Origin of the sequence: Xanthomonas arboricola (assembly GCF_002940665.1) — a bacterium.
Taxonomy (GTDB): Bacteria; Pseudomonadota; Gammaproteobacteria; order Xanthomonadales; family Xanthomonadaceae; genus Xanthomonas; species Xanthomonas arboricola_B.
The window spans coordinates 564,509-583,354 of sequence record NZ_MIGY01000001.1; the positions used below are offsets into that span (position 1 = coordinate 564,509).

General features: G+C 61.1%; 13 protein-coding genes and 1 pseudogene. 8 read left to right on the forward strand and 6 right to left on the reverse strand.

Annotation, left to right across the window (positions count from 1 at the left end; all coding sequences use genetic code 11):
• Positions 1-41 precede the first annotated feature (41 nt).
• The 4 genes and pseudogenes from XarjCFBP7645_RS22150 to XarjCFBP7645_RS02540 form a co-directional block, all read left to right on the forward strand.
• A pseudogene (locus tag XarjCFBP7645_RS22150) lies at positions 42-626 on the forward strand (DUF6531 domain-containing protein); the annotation flags it as partial.
• 378 nt (positions 627-1,004) lie between these two features.
• Positions 1,005-4,361 carry an RHS repeat-associated core domain-containing protein gene (locus XarjCFBP7645_RS02525; RefSeq protein ID WP_429001456.1) on the forward strand — a complete coding sequence of 1,119 codons (3,357 nt, stop codon included), beginning with the start codon at positions 1,005-1,007 and terminating at the stop codon, positions 4,359-4,361.
• 1 nt (position 4,362) lies between these two features.
• Complete coding sequence (locus XarjCFBP7645_RS02530; protein WP_104536118.1) at positions 4,363-4,575, forward strand: hypothetical protein; 213 nt, start codon at positions 4,363-4,365, stop codon at positions 4,573-4,575.
• 588 nt (positions 4,576-5,163) lie between these two features.
• Positions 5,164-5,559 (forward strand): SymE family type I addiction module toxin, encoded by a 396-nt coding sequence (locus XarjCFBP7645_RS02540; protein WP_104536119.1) that lies wholly within the window; start codon positions 5,164-5,166, stop codon positions 5,557-5,559.
• A 102-nt stretch (positions 5,560-5,661) separates the two neighbouring features.
• Here the strand turns inward: XarjCFBP7645_RS02540 and XarjCFBP7645_RS02545 are convergent, their stop codons facing one another.
• The 4 genes from XarjCFBP7645_RS02545 to rimK all read right to left on the reverse strand — a co-directional run bounded on the left by XarjCFBP7645_RS02545 (position 5,662) and on the right by rimK (position 9,266).
• Complete coding sequence (locus XarjCFBP7645_RS02545) at positions 5,662-6,996, reverse strand: sensor histidine kinase (protein ID WP_181126148.1); 1,335 nt, start codon at positions 6,994-6,996, stop codon at positions 5,662-5,664.
• A complete protein-coding gene (locus tag XarjCFBP7645_RS02550; RefSeq protein WP_006448355.1) occupies positions 6,989-7,666 on the reverse strand; it encodes a response regulator transcription factor in 678 nt (225 codons plus the stop codon). Before XarjCFBP7645_RS02550 ends, XarjCFBP7645_RS02545 begins: the two co-directional genes overlap by 8 nt.
• Positions 7,667-7,756: 90 nt before the next feature.
• Positions 7,757-8,134, reverse strand: a complete 378-nt coding sequence (locus tag XarjCFBP7645_RS02555; protein WP_230608563.1) for a hypothetical protein — start codon at positions 8,132-8,134, stop codon at positions 7,757-7,759.
• A 226-nt stretch (positions 8,135-8,360) separates the two neighbouring features.
• Positions 8,361-9,266 (reverse strand): 30S ribosomal protein S6--L-glutamate ligase, encoded by a 906-nt coding sequence (gene rimK, locus XarjCFBP7645_RS02560; protein ID WP_167337518.1) that lies wholly within the window; start codon positions 9,264-9,266, stop codon positions 8,361-8,363.
• A 484-nt stretch (positions 9,267-9,750) separates the two neighbouring features.
• Between rimK and glgX the strand changes: the two genes are divergently transcribed.
• Positions 9,751-11,889, forward strand: a complete 2,139-nt coding sequence (glgX, locus tag XarjCFBP7645_RS02565; protein ID WP_104536120.1) for a glycogen debranching protein GlgX — start codon at positions 9,751-9,753, stop codon at positions 11,887-11,889.
• 87 nt (positions 11,890-11,976) lie between these two features.
• Positions 11,977-12,102, forward strand: coding sequence for a hypothetical protein (locus tag XarjCFBP7645_RS21855; protein WP_258079066.1), 126 nt, complete (start codon positions 11,977-11,979; stop codon positions 12,100-12,102).
• Between the two features lie 138 nt (positions 12,103-12,240).
• Here the strand turns inward: XarjCFBP7645_RS21855 and XarjCFBP7645_RS02570 are convergent, their stop codons facing one another.
• The gene (locus XarjCFBP7645_RS02570; protein ID WP_047127095.1) at positions 12,241-12,633 is read right to left on the reverse strand and encodes an H-NS family nucleoid-associated regulatory protein; all 393 of its coding nucleotides are present in this window, start codon (positions 12,631-12,633) and stop codon (positions 12,241-12,243) included.
• 88 nt (positions 12,634-12,721) lie between these two features.
• Positions 12,722-13,108 carry a hypothetical protein gene (locus XarjCFBP7645_RS02575; RefSeq protein WP_047127096.1) on the reverse strand — a complete coding sequence of 129 codons (387 nt, stop codon included), beginning with the start codon at positions 13,106-13,108 and terminating at the stop codon, positions 12,722-12,724.
• Positions 13,109-14,100: 992 nt separating this feature from the next.
• On the opposite strand from XarjCFBP7645_RS02575, the gene XarjCFBP7645_RS02580 reads away from it, so the two are divergent.
• Together XarjCFBP7645_RS02580 and XarjCFBP7645_RS02585 are read left to right on the forward strand one after the other, a co-directional pair.
• Positions 14,101-16,371, forward strand: coding sequence for a methyl-accepting chemotaxis protein (locus tag XarjCFBP7645_RS02580; protein WP_104536722.1), 2,271 nt, complete (start codon positions 14,101-14,103; stop codon positions 16,369-16,371).
• A 99-nt stretch (positions 16,372-16,470) separates the two neighbouring features.
• On the forward strand, positions 16,471-18,711 hold the full coding sequence (locus XarjCFBP7645_RS02585) for a methyl-accepting chemotaxis protein (RefSeq protein ID WP_047127097.1): 2,241 nt from the start codon (positions 16,471-16,473) through the stop codon (positions 18,709-18,711).
• The last annotated feature ends 135 nt before the right edge of the window (positions 18,712-18,846 follow it).

Consider the following 18,846-nt stretch of genomic DNA (forward strand, 5'->3'; position numbering starts at 1 on the left):
GTCGCCCATTAGGCATAACAATTATTCTTGTCCTCGCTCAAATGTTTAGCGCGCCCGCGAAGGCACAGGACGGATGCGATGACCAGTACGTCCCACTCTGTGCGAGTGAGGCACTTGCGTACGAACGCGCCACCAGGGATGCAGCAGCTTACTTCGCTGCGAACCCAAAAAATGATTACGGCGACGCCAACAAACTGTGTCCCACCATTAAGACAAAATACAACGGCCCTTACGTCTGGGCTGCAGGTGTCCCAACTATCGATCGCCAGTGCACCGAAGAGGGTGATGGGTACAACGTTCCGGTCTTCCGCGCCCAGTTCAAGGTTGAACCGCCACCTGGCCTTGAGAATCCCCCTGTTGACCCGGGGAAAAATAATCAATGCGACGCAACGACGGGCCCAACTCAAGTAGGCAACCCGCTCAACTTGGTAACAGGTTACAAAACGGAGCTTGCCGTCGACTATGTCGACCGTACCGGACATTTGACCCTAAAGCGCCACTACACCAGTGCGCAAGTAGCCCACAATCCGTCAGGAACACTTGGATTAGGTTGGCGGCACGGGTTTCAGAGTGGAGTCATGGCGTATCAATCGACCGAACCTCGCCTTGTCAGGCCGTCGGGTAACAGTTACGCATTTACGCAATTAGGCTCAGAGGGAGTTTTCGATAAAGACGTTAACGAGCGAATCGCCATCTTGACCGCGAATGGCCAGCCATCGGGCTGGCGTGTCGATACGCAAGATGACAGTGCAGAATACTTTGATGCCAGAGGCAAGTTGGTCAGAGTCGAGTACAAGGATGGGGATATCCTGACGCTCGGCTACAATGCGGACAACCAACTGATCGCCGTGCAGGATCGCAAGGCTCGCGCTCTGAGATTCAGTTACACGGGTGGCAAGCTTATTTCTGTACTTCTGCCTGACGGCGCCTCCGTGGAGTATGGCTATCAAGGTTATCGACTAACTTCGGTGGAGCACCGTTCGAATACTCGAGCATTTGCAGGCATGGTTCGCTACACTTACGAAGACGAAACCCACCCGGAATTTCTGACAGGAATAATAGACGAGAATGGTCAACGCTACGCGGCATGGAGTTACGATCAATATGGTCGCGCAGTAACCAGTCGCCATGGAGGAAAAGATTCACCCATCGATCTGGTAACAGTGAGCCGCCAGATCAACAAAACCTCAGTGACAAGCCCTCTCGGCGATGTTGCGGAGTTTGGACATACAGTCCAGTTCTCACGTGCGAAAATCATATCTTCACAGAAATCTTGCGCAACCTGCGGAGGTCAGTCGGTACAGTCCAGAACCTATGATGCAAATGGCTATCCGGATCTGAATGTCGATTTTCTCGGCATTACCAAGGATTTCGACTACGACGCCAGAGGCCTCTTGGTGCAGGAAGTCGAGGCTTCCAATAACGGACAGGGCCATCGGCGTATGCTCCAGACGCAATGGCACCCTTGGTTTCGCGTCCCCGCCGAAAGACGCACCTATGACGCAGCAGGTGCATTGGTTGCCACAACAGCTTGGTCCTACAACAGCCGCGGCCAACCTATGACAATCATTGAGCGCGGCAAAGCAAATGAGCAGCCACGTACATTTGTTATCCATTACTGCGAAGACGCGGACGTGTCTGCAGGCCAGTGCCCACTGCCAGGACTGGTCAAGGAATTGATTCGCCCTGGTCTGTCGGGACCGACCACCTACCTCTACTTTCCCAAGGATGATCCGACCTGTATTAGCTCGACAGCTAACTGCCTGCATCGCAAGGGCGACCCAAGGAAAATCACCAACGCCCTAGGTCAAGTCACCGAATACCTCGCCTACGACGGCGCCGGCCGCCCGCTGTCGATCAAGGACGCCAACGGCATCATCACCGACTACACCTATCACCCGCGCGGTTGGCTGACCGCCAGCAAGGTGCGCGGCGCGGACGCGTCCAGCGAGGCCGATGACCGCGTCACCCGCATCGACTACTGGCCCACCGGCCTGGTCAAGCAGGTCACCCAGCCCGATGGTGCGTTCACCGCCTTCACCTACGATGCGGCGCATCGGCTGACCGATATCGCCGATAACGCGGGCAATACCGTCCACTACACCCTGGACAACGCCGGCAATCGCGTCAAGGAAGACACCAAGGACGCGACCGGTACGTTGAAGCGCACGCTCTCGCGTGTCTATAACCAGCTCGGCCAACTCAAGACGCACGCCACCGCGGCCAGCGACCCCACCGATTTCGAGTACGACGCCAACGGCAACGCCACCAAGGTGACCGATGCGCTGGCAACCGCAACCCAGAGCGAATACGACCCGCTCAACCGGCTCTCGCGCACGCTGCAGGATGTGGCCGGCATCAAAGCCAACACCACCTTCGACTACGACGCGCTGGATAACCTCACCAAGGTCACCGACCCCAAGGGCCTGGATACCAAATACGAGTACAACGGCTTCGGCGATCTGGTGAAGCTCACCAGCCCGGATACCGGCGTCACCAGCTACACCTACGACAGCGCCGGCAACCGCGCCACCCAGACCGATGCGCGCGGCAACACCACTGCCTACGGCTACGACGCGCTCAATCGCCTGACCAAGGTCACCTACCCCACCACCAGCCTCAACGTCACCTATACCTACGACGTGACGCAGACGGTCTGCATGAGCGGGGAGACCTTCTCCATCGGCCGCCTGACCAAGATGCAGGACGGCGGCGCCATCACCCAGTACTGCTACAACCGCTTCGGCGATCTGGTGCGCAAGGTGCAGACCAGCAACGGCAAGGCGCTGGTGCTGCGTTACGACTACACCGTCGGCGGCCAGCTGCGGCGCATGACCTATCCCGATGGGGCGGTGGTCGATTACGTGCGCAACACCCAAGGCCAGACCACCGAGGTCGGCGTGACCCCGACCGGCGGCAGCCGGCAGGTGCTGCTGGGCAACGCCAGCTACTACCCGTTCGGCCCGGCTGCCGGCTGGACCTACGGCAATGGCCGCACCCTCGCCCGCCGCTACGATCTGGACTACCGCCCGCAGGCGATCCAGGACCCCCGCCCAGACGGGCTGGAAGTCGGCTTCGGCTTCGACCCGGCCGGCAACCTCACCGCATTGATGCCCGCTGGCAATCCCACGCCGGAGATCGGCCTGGGCTACGACGCGCTGGGCCGCCTGACCGGCCTCAAGGACGGCCGCACAGGCACGCTGATCGACGGCTATAGCTTTGATGCCACCGGCAACCGCCTCAGCGCCAAGGTCGGCACAGCCACGCAGGCCTACACCTACCCGGCCGACAGCCACCGCCTCAGTTCCGTGGCCGGCGTGGCCCGCAGTTACGACGCCACCGGCAACACCACCGCCATCGGCGGTACCGCGCGCCAGTACACCTACGACACCACCGGCCGCATGACCCAGGCCCGCCGCGCGGGCGCGGTGACGATGAATTACCGCTACAACGGCCGTGGCGAGCAGGTGCGCCGCTTCCTCGGCACCACCAACACCTACACGCTCTACGATGAAGCCGGCCACTGGCTGGGCGACTACGACACCAATGGCGCGCCAAAACAACAGGCGATCTGGCTGGACGATCTAGCAGTCGGCCTGCTGGCAAGTGCAAACAAACTGCACTACATCGAACCGGACCACCTGGGCAGCCCACGCGTGGTGATCGACCCCACCCGCGATGTGGCGGTGTGGACGTGGAGCTTGAAGGGCGAAGCCTTCGGCAACACCGCGCCGAATCAGGATCCTGATGGCGATGGTGCGGCACTGGTGTTGGATATGCGTTTTCCGGGGCAGCGGTACGATGCGGCCTCTGGCCTGAACCAAAACATACACCGCGAGTACGATGCAGGCACTGGACGCTATTCGCAGTCCGATCCAATCGGGTTGGATGGTGGAATCAATGCGTATAGCTATGCAGCAGCAATGCCACTTACATGGATTGATCGATTTGGTCTTGCACCAAACCAAGGATGTGTTGCGGCATGGGTTGGAACGTGCAGCGTTGTGGGTGGTGGCATCGGATACTGGGGCGGTGGGATTATTGGTGGTGCCGGAGGAACCTTTGTAACGCCCGTGGCAGGAACTGCAGGCGGCTTTGTCGCAGGCTCGACACTCGGAGGCCTGGGGGGCGCGTCGGCTGGTGGCCTGATAGGAGGTTTAGTTGGTAGCGCTACTTGCCCTGACGACGACGAGAAAGAGGATTGTGAGAAGCTGCTGCGCGTCGATACTGACACATGCACTGCAATCACTAGGAGGCGCGGCGCCAGAGCCGGTGCTGTTTGTCATGCGTCCGCTTCTCAGCGATACGCCGCTTGTCTAAGGGGCGATCCTATTCCGACACTTAACACCTGGAACAATTGATATGAGCGAGCATAGCCATCTTGTTTGCGTTGACGAAGGGTTACGCAAGCTCTTTGTTTATCGCGTCAGTGCGGAAGGAAAAAAAACCTTGCTGACTGATGTTGCTCTTCCATCTGAGCAGGGCTGGTCAATCGACCTAGAACATATTGCAAAGCAACTAGGCGAGAACTTACTCATGGACTCCCCTGCGGCGCGACGGCTTTTGGAAATCTGAAACTGAGGCTGCACAAGGAAGCGCAGACGAAAACCGCTTGTCGTGCACTTAGTGATCGGGGCCGCCATCTTTGGCCCCGGAGCATAGTTAAGCTAAAGCAAAACTCGCATGGGACCCAACAAGAAAATTTTCCAATCAAGCCGGAATAGATAATCTTTTACACAGCAGTTGCGAAGCAATCATGATTTTTCTCTGGCAACTCGCAGCCGGCTCTTTTATTCCTCAGCCTGACCAGACATCCTTGTCGAAAGACCACAGGGCAGTTGACATCCCACACAACCAGTAGCAACCTCTGCCTCAAGGAGCGTAGAAACTCCTCTCATAGCGGTACCCACCTCCGTCAAACCGGTGGGTTTTTTGTGCCTGCTTGCAGGCGCAAGCCGACGCGATGCCTGCGTCGGGAGGGCGGCTAATACAACACTCCTTCGGGAGGAATACGCCCGCCGGCTATGAGCGGTTTCTAACCTCCCGACATCCCGTCGCCGGCCGGCGACGGTGCCTGTTCTTCGAAGGAGGCGTTGTCATGACAGATGCATCGGTATTGGCTGGTGGGCGTCATCGCCCCGTGGTGCTGGCGGAGGTGAGGCGATGAGCCGGGTGAAGTCTCCAAGCTCCAAACGGCCCAAATTGAATGCCAAGCGCGCCGCTGCCGCCAAGCGGGCAGCCACGCCGGTAAAGGACGCACAGCCCATGCAGCTGGTGCCATCGCCCACGTTCGATGTGGACAACCTCGCCTTCGACCGTCGCCACAAACCTCGCGTGGACGATCTGCCGCCGCGACCACCGCGCAAGGCGCGCACGCCCACGCGCTGCACGGTGGGCTATGCGTTCTACGATGCCGAGCCGGGCCGGCCGCACAGCCAGCGCATTCCGAGCGTGCGCTTGCGCGGGCTGTGGCTGGAGCAGTTGGGGTTTGCGGTTGGGTGCAAGCTGCAGATCACGGCGCGTGCGGGCGAGTTGGTAGTGACGGTGGTGGAGCGCTGAGCTGGGTTTTGGGTGCGGTTGTTGTCTGCAAGCCCCGGCGTGGGGGCGTCATGGGTAAAGCCCTCGCGCCCGGGTGCGCTCCTACGGGAGTGCGGTTGGTGGTTAGCGATGGAAGGCGAGTGTTGCGATGACGCCGCGCTGCTGGCCTGGGCGCACGCTGACGCGCCAGCCGTACAGGTCGCATAGCCGGCTGACGATCGACAGGCCGATGCCGCCGCCTTGCGAGTGGCCGGCGTGAGTGCCGCGGTAGCCGCGCTGAAACAGTTTGGCGGCGTCTTCCTCGCTCAGGCCGGGGCCGGAGTCGATCACTTCCACCGCATCGCCGAGCACGCGCACGCGTACCTGGCCGTCCTGGGTGTACTTGACCGCATTGCCGATCAGGTTGCCCAGCGCCACCGACAAGGCGGCTTCGGGCGCGTCGATGACCAGGTCGCGCTCGCCTTCCAGCAGCAGCTCCAGCGGCTTGCCGCCGAGCTGGGCGCGGTGCGCGTCGACCAGCTGTTCGGCCACCTTGGCGACATTGCTGCTGCCCTGCCCGCGTTCGTTGCGCGAGAGCAGCAGCAGCGAGCCGATCAGGTCGCTACACTGCAGCTCGGCGCGCTGGATGCGCTGCAGGCGCTGCAGCATCTTTTCGTCGAGATTGGGCTTGGTGAGCAGCAGTTCGGTGGCACCGCGGATCACCGCCAGCGGGGTGCGCAGCTCGTGGCTGACGTCGGCGTTGAATTCGCGGTCGCGCTGCACCACTTCGGTGAGGCGGGCAGAGTAATCGTCCAGCGCTTCGGCCAGCTGGCCCACCTCGTCGTCCGGGAAGTGCGCGGCCAGCGGCTTGGGCTCGCTGGTGCCCCCTCGGTAGGCGCGCAGGCGTGCAGCCAGGTCCGATACCGGGCGCATGACCTTGGATGCGGACCACCAGCCGATCAACAGCGAAAAGCCGCTGAACACCAGCACCGACAGCATCAAGGTGCGCTTGAGCTGGATCTCGCCCTTGATGGTCTGGGTCATGTCATAGGCGAGGAAGAACCACTCGCTCGGCGTCTTGCGCACCGCCAGCTTGTACGAATACGCGTTGCCGTTTTCGTCCACGCCGGAGATGGTGTGGATGCCGTCCGGGAACTGGTACCACTCCGGCTGTTCCAGCCGCAGCGCCTCGAACTTGTCGCTCTTGACCACCCGCCCGCGCATCTGCTGCACCGGCAGATCGGGGTTACGCAGCGGGTCGGAATAGAAGCGCTGCGCAAAGGCGTCGATATTGCGGTTCATCACGTCTTCCACCAACTGGTTTTCCACGCGCGAGCGCGCCCAGTTGGTGGCGAAGGCGAACAGCGTGGTCAGGCAGAAACCCAACAACACGAACGACAGAATGATGCGGCTGCGCAGGCGCCGCCGGTAGCGGCCGCGCCTGCGGGCGGGCCGCGCGCCGTTATTGCTTTCAGGCATCGGGCGAGGCGATGCGGTAGCCGATGCCGTGACGGGTCTGGATCATCGGCACATCGAAAGGCTTGTCGACCACCGCACGCAGGCCGTGGATATGCACGCGCAGCGAGTCCGAATCGGGCAGCTCCTCGCCCCAGACGCGGGTTTCCAGTTCCTGGCGGGTGACCACGGCCGGCGAGGCTTCCATCAGCGACTGCAGGATCTTCAAGGCAGTGGGGTTAAGCTGCAGCAGCTTGCCGCGGCGACGCACTTCCAGCGTGTCCAGGTTGTATTCCAGATCGCCGGTTTCCAGCACGCGGGTGTGCACGCCCTTGCCACGACGCGACAGCGCGTTGAGCCGGACCTCCACTTCCTGCAGCGCGAACGGCTTGATCAGGTAGTCGTCCGCGCCGGAGTCGAAACCGGCCAACTTGTTGTCCAGCGAATCGCGTGCGGTGAGCATCAGCACCGGTGTCTGCTTGCGCGCTTCGTTGCGCAGCTTGCGACACACCTCGATGCCATCCATGCCGGGCAGGTTGAGGTCGAGCACGATGGCGTCGAACTCGTGCACCACGGCCAAGTGCAGACCGGTCACGCCGTCGGCGGCAAAGTCCACCGTGTGGCCGCGGTCTTCGAGATAGTCGCCCAGATTGGCGGCGATATCGCTGTTGTCTTCGATTACTAGAATTCGCACTGGAACCTCATTGGTTAAGCTGTTTTTAGCGCTGGCGCCGAGAAATGTCGTCCTGACTCACCGTCGTCTGACGGCAACACTCGGCGGCGGTCATACCCTGTCTGCTACTCGTCTGCGAACCAGATGCACGCGCGCGCCGGCAATTGGCCGACCATCTTCGCCTGCCTTGATCAAAATCTGGGTGACGGGCTCCTGATCACCATGCAACGCTGCGCGCTGGTCCGGCTGCAGCACGACGACGTCCGGCTGCGCCTCCAATGCGGCATGGTTGCGATCGGGTACCGCTGTCACCTTAGCGCGCTCATCCTGACTGATCTCGGAGTGCTTCTCGCTTTTGTGCAGATCGCTACGCACCTGCTCCGCCGGGGGCTTGAGCTGCATGTCGCCACCGACCGCCGCTGCGCAGGCGGAGGTGATCAGCAAACCGATCACGCCGAACAGCATCGCGATGCTGACTTGCCTTGCCATGCCGACGCCTCCTTGTGTGCCTGAGCGATTTAACATCAGCGAATGTAGACGCGAAGCCTGGGGGCAGCAAGCCGCCACATAAAAAGGCCCAAGTGCGACAACGCACCTGGGCCAAAAGTTCATCCCGATCACCGTCACTGCCGAGAGCGGAGCCACGGTCGGATGAGGCTAGCGAGGAAAGGATTAGATTTTTGTTAAATTTTCGATAACAAAGTTGGTGGCCCGATCAGCGGATCGAGTGCTCCAGGTGCTGGATGATCGCCGCCGCCACATCCACTTCGCAGACCCCTTCCACCCCTTCCAGTCCGGGGGTCGAATTGACCTCGAGCACCAACGGCCCGCGCCGGGAACGGATCAGGTCCACACCGGCCACCGCCAGGCCCAGCGCGCGTGCCGAACGTACCGCGACGTCCTGCTCCTGCTCGGTGGCCTGGGCTACCGCGGCACTGCCGCCCAGATGCAGGTTGGAACGAAAGTCGCCCTCGGCCGCCTGCCGGCGCATGGCGGCAACGACCCGGTCGCCGACCACGAAGCAGCGCAGGTCCGCCCCCTCCGCTTCGCCGATGAACTCCTGCACGATGAAGTTGGCGTATAGCCCGCGCAGCGCCTCGACCACGCCGCGCGAGGCGCTTGCTTTCTCGGTCAAGATCACTCCCGCGCCCTGCGCGCCTTCGTTCAACTTCACCACATGCGGCGGCGGGCCGAGCATCGACAGCAGGTCCTGGGTGTCGTCCGGGTTGTCGCCGAACACGGTCACCGGCATGTCGATGCCTTGCGCGGCCAGCAACTGATGCGCGCGCAACTTGTCGCGCGAGCGCAGGATGGCGTCGGACGGGTTGGGCGTGTAGGTGCCCATGAATTCGAGCTGGCGCAACACGGCGGTGGCATAGCGCGTGACCGAGGCGCCGATGCGCGGGATCACCGCGTCGAATCCGGTGATCGGCTTGCCCTTGTAGTGCAGGCTAAAACCGTCGGCGGCGATACGCATGTAGCAGCGCAGCGGGTCGAGGATGCGCACGGTGTGGCCACGCTTGCGCCCGGCCTCGATGAGCCGCCGGGTCGAATACAACTTGCTGTTGCGGGAAAGAATGGCGATCTTCATCGCGGCAGGTGTACGGCGCGGCCTGGACATGGTCGGAGTCTGATGACGGAGTGACCCAAGTCCGTAGGTCTGCCGGTCGATTGCACACGCGGGCAGCGTCACGGCCCTGCACGTTGCGTTCGACGGGTGTGCGACGGCCCCGAGAATGGGAGCTGGAGCGACGCAGCAAGGCAGCTGTCACACTGCATGCGCTGCGCGGCTTCGACGGCCTGGATGCTAGCAGGGCGGCTGCGCAGCACTCAAGCGCGTGCGTACGTCGGCGCAGGTGATGTACGACGCAGGATGTGTGGCGGCGGTCGCGCAGACAACGCAGCAGACGTGCCCGATTCGACGCATCAGATCCGCGTCGGCGCGCTCGTCGCCGGTGTCTGCGCCAGAAAGAATGATTGGCGACCGCGCGCGGCGTCGACCGCCCTCACGCCGCCCCCCTGTCGTCATGACGCAGTTTGCACAGCTGAACCCGCAATGCTTGAGCTCCCTCAATGCCGGCATGCCGGCGCACCCGAGACTCTCAATGCGACGTCCAGCAAGCGCGGCTTACGCCAACCCCTCCCGCATCCGCCAAGGACGCCCGTTTCCGCGCGGCGCCGTCTTCGATGGCCAGGGCACCAATTTTGCGTTGTTTTCCGCGCACGCCACGCGCGTGGAACTGTGCCTGTTCGACGAACAGGGCACCGAAGTGCGGGTGGATCTTCCGGAATACACCAACGAGATCTGGCACGGCTACCTGCCCGACGTCAAACCCGGCCAGCGCTACGGTTACCGTGTGCATGGCCCGTATGAGCCGACCGAAGGCCACCGCTTCAATCACAACAAGCTGTTGATGGACCCCTACGCGCGCGAGATGGATGGCGACCTGATCTGGGCAGACGAACTCTACGGCTACACCGTGGGTCACCCCGATGGCGATCTGAGCTTCGACGAGCGCGACAGCGCGCCGTTCATGCCCAAGTGTGTGGTGGTCGAAGACACCTACGACTGGGAAGACGACGCGCGCCTGCTCACGCCGTGGAACGAGACGGTGATCTACGAGACCCATGTGCGTGGCTACACCATGCGCAACCCGCAGGTACCCGAAGCCGTGCGCGGCACCTTTGCCGGCCTGGCACAGCCGCAGGTGCTGCAATACATCAAGGACCTGGGCATCACTGCGGTGGAGCTGTTGCCGGTGCATGCGTACCTGGACGACCAGCACCTGCTGGACAAGGACCTGCGCAATTACTGGGGCTACAACACCATCGGCTTCTTCGCGCTGAAGTCGCGCTACCTGTCCAGCGGACATCGCGACGAATTCCGCGACATGGTCAAGGCCCTACACAAGCAGGGCCTGGAAGTGATCCTGGACGTTGTCTACAACCATACCGCCGAAGGCAGCGAGCTGGGGCCAACGCTGTCGTTCAAGGGCATCGACAATGCCAGCTATTATCGCCTTGCCGAAGACAAGCGTTACTACATCAACGATACCGGCACCGGCAATACGCTCAACCTGAGCAACTCGCGGGTGATCCAGTTCGTCAACGACTCGCTGCGCTACTGGGCCGGCGAGATGCATGTGGATGGGTTTCGCTTCGATCTGGCAACGATCCTGGGACGCGAGCCGAGCGGTTTCGACCAGCGTGGCGGTTTCCTGGATGCCTGCAACCAGGATCCGTTGCTGTCGGAGGTCAAGTTGATTGCCGAACCCTGGGACTGCGGCCCCGGCGGCTATCAGGTCGGTCACTTTCCGCCAGGTTGGTCGGAATGGAACGACAAGTTCCGCGACAATGCGCGCGAATTCTGGAAGGGCGAGGACGGCAAGCTGGCCGAGTTCGCCACCCGCTTTACCGGCTCGGCCGATCTGTTCGATCGTCGCGGCCGCCGCCCGTGGGCATCGGTCAACTTCATCACCGCGCACGATGGATTCACCCTGCGCGACCTGGTGAGCTACAACGAAAAGCACAACATCGCCAATGGCGAGGACAATCGCGACGGTTCGTCCAACGATGGTTCCTGCAATTACGGCGAAGAAGGCGACACCGATAACGCGGACGTGCTGCAGATCCGCGAGCGGCAGATGAAAAACCTGCTCGCCACGCTGCTGCTCTCGCAGGGTACGCCGATGATGCTTGCCGGTGACGAGCGTGCACAGTCGCAAGGCGGCAACAACAACACCTATTGCCAGGACAACGAAATCACCTGGCTGGACTGGGAAAACGACCCCACCGATGGCCGCCTGACCGACTTCGTCAAGGCGCTGACGCAGTTGCGCAAGCGCTACCCGATCCTGTCGCGCGGCCGCTTCCTCAACGGCCAGTACAACGAAGAAGCGGGCCTGCGCGATCTCACCTGGCTCAATCCGGGCGGCACCGAAATGGACGATGCGCACTGGACCGATGCCGGCGCGCGCTCGGTGGGGCTGCTGCTGGAAGGCAAGGCACAGACCTCCGGCGTCAAGGAACTGGCCAACGACGCCACCTTGTTGATCGTCATCAACGCCTACCACGAAGGCGTGACCTTCACCCTGCCCTCGGCCGACGAACCGGTGCACTGGAAGTTGGCGCTCTCGACCGACGACGCCCTGGAAGTGGACATGATGCCGGCCGGCGCCAGCGAATTCCTGGCCCCGCCGCGCAGCGTGTCGGTGTTCGAGTGCAAGAACGACCAGTCATCCTGACGCGGTGACACGAACTCGCGGCCCGCCGGATTTCCGGCAGGCCGCGAGTTTTTTTATTGCTTCGATATGTGCGCCGGATGCTTCGGCGTGAACAGGATCCACGCCACCGATCCGTGGATGCCGACGCTGCAGGTCGTGTGCGGCGACAGCCTTGCCGGTGATATCCAGACGCTACATCGCGCGCGGGGCGAGCAGAATCGCCGCTGGCGCTGACGCAATCGCAGATGGGCTTCACGCCTTGCCGGCGAAACAGCCCGGAGCTGCAGCTGATATCAGTGATGTGTCAGGCGATGCGGGGCAGCGCACTACGCATCGGGTTGTCATTCAACCCGACCTTGAATACGCGAAAACTCAGCCTGGATAGAGGGGGAATCGCTTATCCGGATGGTTGGCCTTCCATTCCTTGTAAGAGCTGGTGCCTTCCCATGCCTTGAACGCGCGCGGGGTGCGACCACGCCCGGACCAGGTTTCGCCGGAATGCGGAATCCAGTATTTGGCCACCACGTCACCCGTGGACGACAGCGGCCCCTTGGATTTGCCGGTCATCGCCAGTGAGGCGATCTGGGACTTCTGCTTGGCATTGAAGCGGCTGCCGAACTGGGTCAGCACCTCGACCACCTGGTCGAACGCTTCCAGCGTCTGGGCATACTTCAGCTGGGCTTCTTCCTGCTCGAGCTTGCGCAGCTCTTCCAGCAATTGGGCTTTGGCGGCGGCAGAGGGTGAAGCGGGCGGAACCTGGCGCATTGGCAAAACTGAGGTTGAAAGGGTCAGCGAGTATTGCCGTTGCGCCGGCTAGCGTAAAGCGGCAGGGCACGCCCGGGCCTTGCTGCGCTCAGCGATGGCGCAGCAAGGCATGCTCGCGCGCCATGGTCAGCACCGGCCCGATGCGCCCGGCCCGGACCAGTTCGCGGCAGTGCTTGCCGACGAACTCGACCCTCGGCGCCGAAAACCACTGAATCACCCGATCCAGCTCGCCGGCGTTGATGGACCAGGCGTGGCAGACCGCCTCGCCCAGCTCTTCCACGCCCACCAGCCCAAGCTCGCGGATCTGCTCGGAATCCAGCGCAAACATCTCCAGCACCTTGCTTGCATCGTCCGGCGTGCCGTACCCAAAACGCATCTGCTCTGCGCAGCAACCACTTGAGGCTGCACGCGCGGATTCGGCGCGCCGTATGTCCTTGAGAAGTGCGCCGATGAGTTGGGGATGCGTGGTCGTCATGGTACTGGCTCGATGAGGGCTGCCACTATGCCCATCGCCGCGAGCCTGCTCAATCAGGAGGTTCCTGACCATTCGGCAGGAAACAGCGAAGCGAGCAACTTGCGTCATTCTTCCCGGGGCACCTTGCAATCGCTGTCCGGTCCAGACGCTAGGCGTTATGTCCGGCCGCATCGCTCAAGAGAGGGCGACCGGCAACCATCTGCGGTCCGGTTCTTGACGGATAGACGAACTCCCGAGCCCGGTTAACTGTGTGATGAGCCGGCCACACGCTGCATTACTGCATCGCGGAGCGGGCCTGGCCCAGCGACAGGAGACTCCAAGGCCTGCGCAGCTGCGGCCAAACGTTTCAATAGAAAATTCCTATTTGCTAGCAACCCACTTTCACATCACCATCACCTGGCCGGACGTGAGGCCATGAGGCCGCTCCATCTCACGGGGTGTGGAGCACACCCACAGCCGGCATGGCCAATGGCGCTTGTATGCGAGGGAAGCATGCATCTCATCCGGGTTCACCAACGTGCTGTCCATACAGCACTGTTCGTCAGCTACATTGCCCTGCTTTCCTACGCGGGCTGGATTTTCACGCACCTGCCTTAGCGTCGGCGATAGCTGCTACGGCCTCGCGCCCCAATGATGACGCGTCACTGGGCGAGTATGGCGACCGTCGGCATCGTGGACACTGTCCAGCAGCATCCCGACGTATCTTTCGAAGCACTTATTTGAGGTCACTTGGCTCGACCAGGACGCTATTGGTGCGCCTGTCGGTCTGTGCAAACACACGCGCTCAGGCGAGGGACTGCAGTGCCCAGCCAGCGTGCCCGATGGACATCAGGCCCTCGCACCCGACAGCAGGCGACTTTTCTGAAGGGCAGAACTACGGTTTGGTGATCGAAATTCCAGTTTTGAAGAAGATTGCCGCTATTGGGACCAATGACAGCCGGCCACCAGCCACGGCCGTCGCTGCTTACCCTGTGATCTTCTTTAGGACGTCCATGATTGCCTTCCTTCAACGTTACAACGTCGGACACCGCTTGGCTGTCGCTTTCGGAATTCTGATCCTTCTTTCGGGCCTGCTTGTGGCCACGGGGCTAGGCACGATGGCTGAGGCACGGGCACAGCTGGACTTCATCGTTCTCGACCGCACCGCCAAGATCCAGATTGGCAACGGGATGCTCGACGCAAATTCCTCGCTGCTGATCGCACTGGGCACTTATTCGATGGCAACCAGTGAAGAGCTCAGTAAGGAAGCACTCGACACCATCACCACGCAGCGTGAGCGCTACACCGATTTACGCACCAAGTTGGACACGCTCTCAAGCTCGGAGGAAGGTCGAAAAATTCGAGCTGAAATGGACGAGCGCCGGGCGACTTCGGTGAAGTTCAACGACGACGTCATGGCGCTGGCTGGCAAGAATGACAAGACTCAGGCCCAGGTCATCCTGAGCGAGAAGGCGCGCCCCGCCATTCTGGCTTGGCAGGGCAAGATCCGTGAACTCGTCACCCGCCAGGAAGGCCAGAGCCGCCAAGCGTATGCGGACGCCGTCGAGTCGATGGATCGGGGTAAGCTCCTGCTCATCCTGGGTGGCGCGATTGTCGTGTTGGTCAGCAGTCTCCTGGCGTGGCTCATCACCCGCAGCCTGACCCAGCCGCTAGCCCGCGCTACCAGAGTTGCCGAGGCTATCGCCCGTGGTCAGCTAGGCAACGACGTGCGCACGCACGCCAAGGACGAAACCGGGCAATTACTGCGCGCCATGCAGGGAATGCAACACCAGCTTCAGGCCTTGCTGGGCGCTCAGGGCGACATGGCCAAGCGCCACGACGAAGGCCAGACCAGCTTCCGTATGGACGCCACTGCGTTCCCGGGCGACTACGGCCGTATGGCGAAAGACACCAATGACCTGGTCGCTTCCCACCTAAGCGTGCAGTCCGATCTGGCACGGATCATGGGACGCTACGCCATCGGCGACCTGAGTGAACGCATGGAGCAACTGCCAGGCGAAAAAGCCGTGCTGACGCAGACCATGGATGAGGTCAAGACAAACCTGTCCGGTATGAACCATGAGATCAGACAGTTGGCGCAAGCCGCTGCCAACGGCGACTTTAGCGCACGCGGCGACGCCGAGCGGTTCCAGTACGACTTCAGGATCATGGTCGAGAGCTTGAACCTTCTCATGGCCACTGCCGACGGCAACCTGCATTCCCTGTCCTCGCTGCTCCAGTCCATTGCCGCAGGCGACCTCACTGCCCGCATGACGGGTGAGTTCAAGGGAGTCTTTGCTCAGATGCGCGACGATGCAAACACCACCGCCTTGCAGCTGGCAGAGATTGTCGGACGCATCCAGCAATCGGCCGTTTCGATCAACTCGGCCGCACGTGAAATCGCTGCCGGCAACCAGGATCTGTCGCAGCGCACCGAGCAGCAGGCCGCCAATCTCGAGGAAACGGCTGCGTCGATGGAGGAGCTGACCTCCACCGTTCGCCAGAATGCCGAGCACGCACGGCAAGCCAACCAGTTGGCGATCGGCGCGGCAGATGTGGCATCGCAGGGCGGGAAAATCGTTCACAACGTCGTGGGAACCATGGCGGGGATTGAAGCTTCGTCCAAGAAGATTGCGGACATCATCAGCGTGATCGACGGCATCTCATTCCAGACCAACATCCTGGCCCTGAATGCTGCCGTCGAAGCAGCGCGCGCTGGCGAACAGGGGCGCGGGTTTGCCGTGGTCGCCTCGGAGGTGCGGACCCTCGCCCAGCGCTCCAGCGCCGCAGCCAAAGAAATCAAGACGCTGATCGACGACTCGGTCGAACGCGTGGCCGAAGGATCAACCCTGGTCCACACAGCTGGCTCGACCATGGCGGAAATCGTCGCCAGCGTGCAACGCGTCACCGACATCATGGGAGAGATCTCAGCGGCCTCTCAGGAACAGTCCGCTGGCATTGAGCAGGTCAACACCACGGTCACTCAGATGGATGAAGCGACACAGCAGAACGCAGCACTGGTTGAGGAAGCGACCGCTGCGGCCCGTGCCATGGAAGAGCAAGCCACGCAGCTCACCGGGGCAGTGGCGGTGTTCAAGATTGATCAAGAGAACGCTCTTCCGGTCCAAGCAGCTCCTGCTGCAACCGCCATTGCTAGCTCAAGCAGCAGGAAGACGGCAACGCCACTGAAGACGCCTGCAGAAGTCCTCGCACGACGACGGGCACCACACAAACCCCAGCCCGTCGCCAGCTCCACAGATGGCGCAGGCTGGCAGGAGTTCTGATCCAGCCGACATTGGCCAACGAATGCCCAGATCGCCTCAGCTGGCCGATACGGCGATCGATTCTCCCGACGCACAGATTCTTCTTCACCAAGGCCTACCATGCTAGCCACGATCAAGAGCAAATTCCTGTTGGCATTGCTAGGAACACTGGTTCCCAGCATCCTGCTCTGCCTGTTCCTCCTCCACAGCCTGCACAATTCCAAGGACAGCGTCGGCACGCTCTATAACCGTGATTTCAACGGCTCCGTGCTTGCCAGCACTATCGATGGTCAGTTGACCCGAGTCGACATCAACATCCTGCGTATGATCGCGATCGGATCCCCTGATTTGATTGCGCAGTGGAAGCAGGAAAACGAGAACCGCTTCACTCAGGTCGAAGCCAACATCGCTGAGCTCAAACGGCTGTTGAACAACGAGAGCGAACATTTCGCCCAGTTGCAGAAGATCACCACGAGTTATGCACTGATGCATGAAGGCATGCGGCGCCAAGTTGAGTTGATCGAAGCCGGCGATATTGCCGGCGGCGCGGAAGTCAACCGCACCCAGGTCAAGGACAATGCCGACGCCACCTTCGCCGGGCTTGCCACGCTGCGCGAAGAGCTAGGCAATTCGGCCCAACTGCGTTATCGGCAGCAGCAGGCTGCCAACACGCGTGCAATGACGCTCTCGGCAATTGCGCTAGCACTGATCACCTTAGCCGGCATCAGCATTGCCCTGATACTTGGCAATGCGATTTCTCGTTCGATCCGAGGGGCGGTGACGGCTGTTGAACACCTGTCAAACGGAGTGCTCGATGTCGACGTCAAGGTCACGGGTAAAGACGAGACCGCACAACTGGCCAAGGCGGTCTATCGTATACGTGACCGTTTGCAGGGCGTCATCGCGGCGCAGCTGGAAATGGCGCGCCAGCACGAAGTTGGTGCGATCAGCTATCGCATGGATGAAGATACATTTCCAGGAGAGTATGGCCATATGGTGCGAGATGCCAATGCATTGGCCAGCTCGCACATTGCCGTCATGATGCGCCTGGCACAGATTACCGGACGCTATGCCATAGGCGATCTTTCCGAGGATATGGATCGTCTACCCGGCGAGAAAGCCGTGCTCACCGAGACGATGGATCAGGTCAAGCACAATTTGACAGCAATCAACAGGGAAATAAGTCGCTTAGCCTCAGCTGCCGCAGCAGGCGACTTCGCTGTGCGGGGAGACACCGAGCGCTTCCAGCATGACTTCCGTGCAATGGTCGCAAGTCTCAATCAACTGATGTCCACCTCCGACACCAATCTGCAATCGCTATCTTCCTTGCTGCAATCCATTGCACAAGGAGACCTGACTGCGCGGATGACCGGTGAATTCAACGGCGTGTTTTCCCAGATGCGGGACGATGCCAATGCCACTGCAGCGCAACTTGCGGAAATCGTGGGACGGATCCAGCACTCTGCACTGTCGATCACCACCGCAGCAACCGAAATTGCTGCCGGCAATCAGGACTTATCACACCGGACCGAGCAACAGGCCGCCAACCTGGAAGAGACAGCTGCCTCTATGGAGGAACTGACGTCTACGGTGAAGCAAAACGCCGAGCATGCACGCCAGGCCAATCAGTTGGCGATTGGCGCCGCGCATGTGGCGTCCCAGGGGGGCGACGTGGTGAACAAGGTCGTGGACACCATGTCCGGTATCGAAACCTCGTCCAAGAAGATTGCTGACATCATCAGTGTGATTGATGGAATTTCCTTCCAAACCAATATCCTTGCGCTGAATGCTGCAGTGGAAGCTGCCAGAGCCGGCGAGCAAGGACGCGGGTTTGCGGTGGTTGCCTCTGAGGTCCGCACCCTGGCCCAGCGGTCCTCCAGTGCAGCGAAGGAAATAAAAGAACTCATTGATGACTCCGTCCAACGAGTTGCCGAAGGCTCCTCTTTAGTGCATAGCGCCGGCTCTACAATGGCTGAGATCGTTGCTAGCGTGAAGCGCGTCACCGACATCATGGGCAACATCTCGGCAGCCTCGCAGGAGCAGTCGGCTGGCATCGAACAGGTCAATATGACTGTCACTCAAATGGATGAAGCCACTCAACAAAACGCGGCACTGGTTGAGGAAGCGACTGCAGCAGCACGCTCGATGGAGGAGCAGGCAACGCAGCTAAGTGAAGCGGTCTCAGCGTTCAAAATTTCGGCAGGACACAACATCGCTACGGCGGCCACTGGATTCACTAAGAATTCCATGGCGAGTCCACCAGCGCTGCACAAAATAAAGGGAAATCATACAGTCACCTCAAGGCAGGTAACGCCAGCCCCTTCGAGCAGCTTAGCGGCTAGCAGTTGGCAGGAGTTCTAGTTCCCAAATTTGCCCTCGGGGCCCCACTGGCGGGCCCTGTTCTTCTAGCCTCAGTTCCACTTCACTCCTGAGCTGCCAAGCGCGGTAACACCGGCCATCGAATTGAGGGCATTGCTTATGTGAAGCCGCTACGGG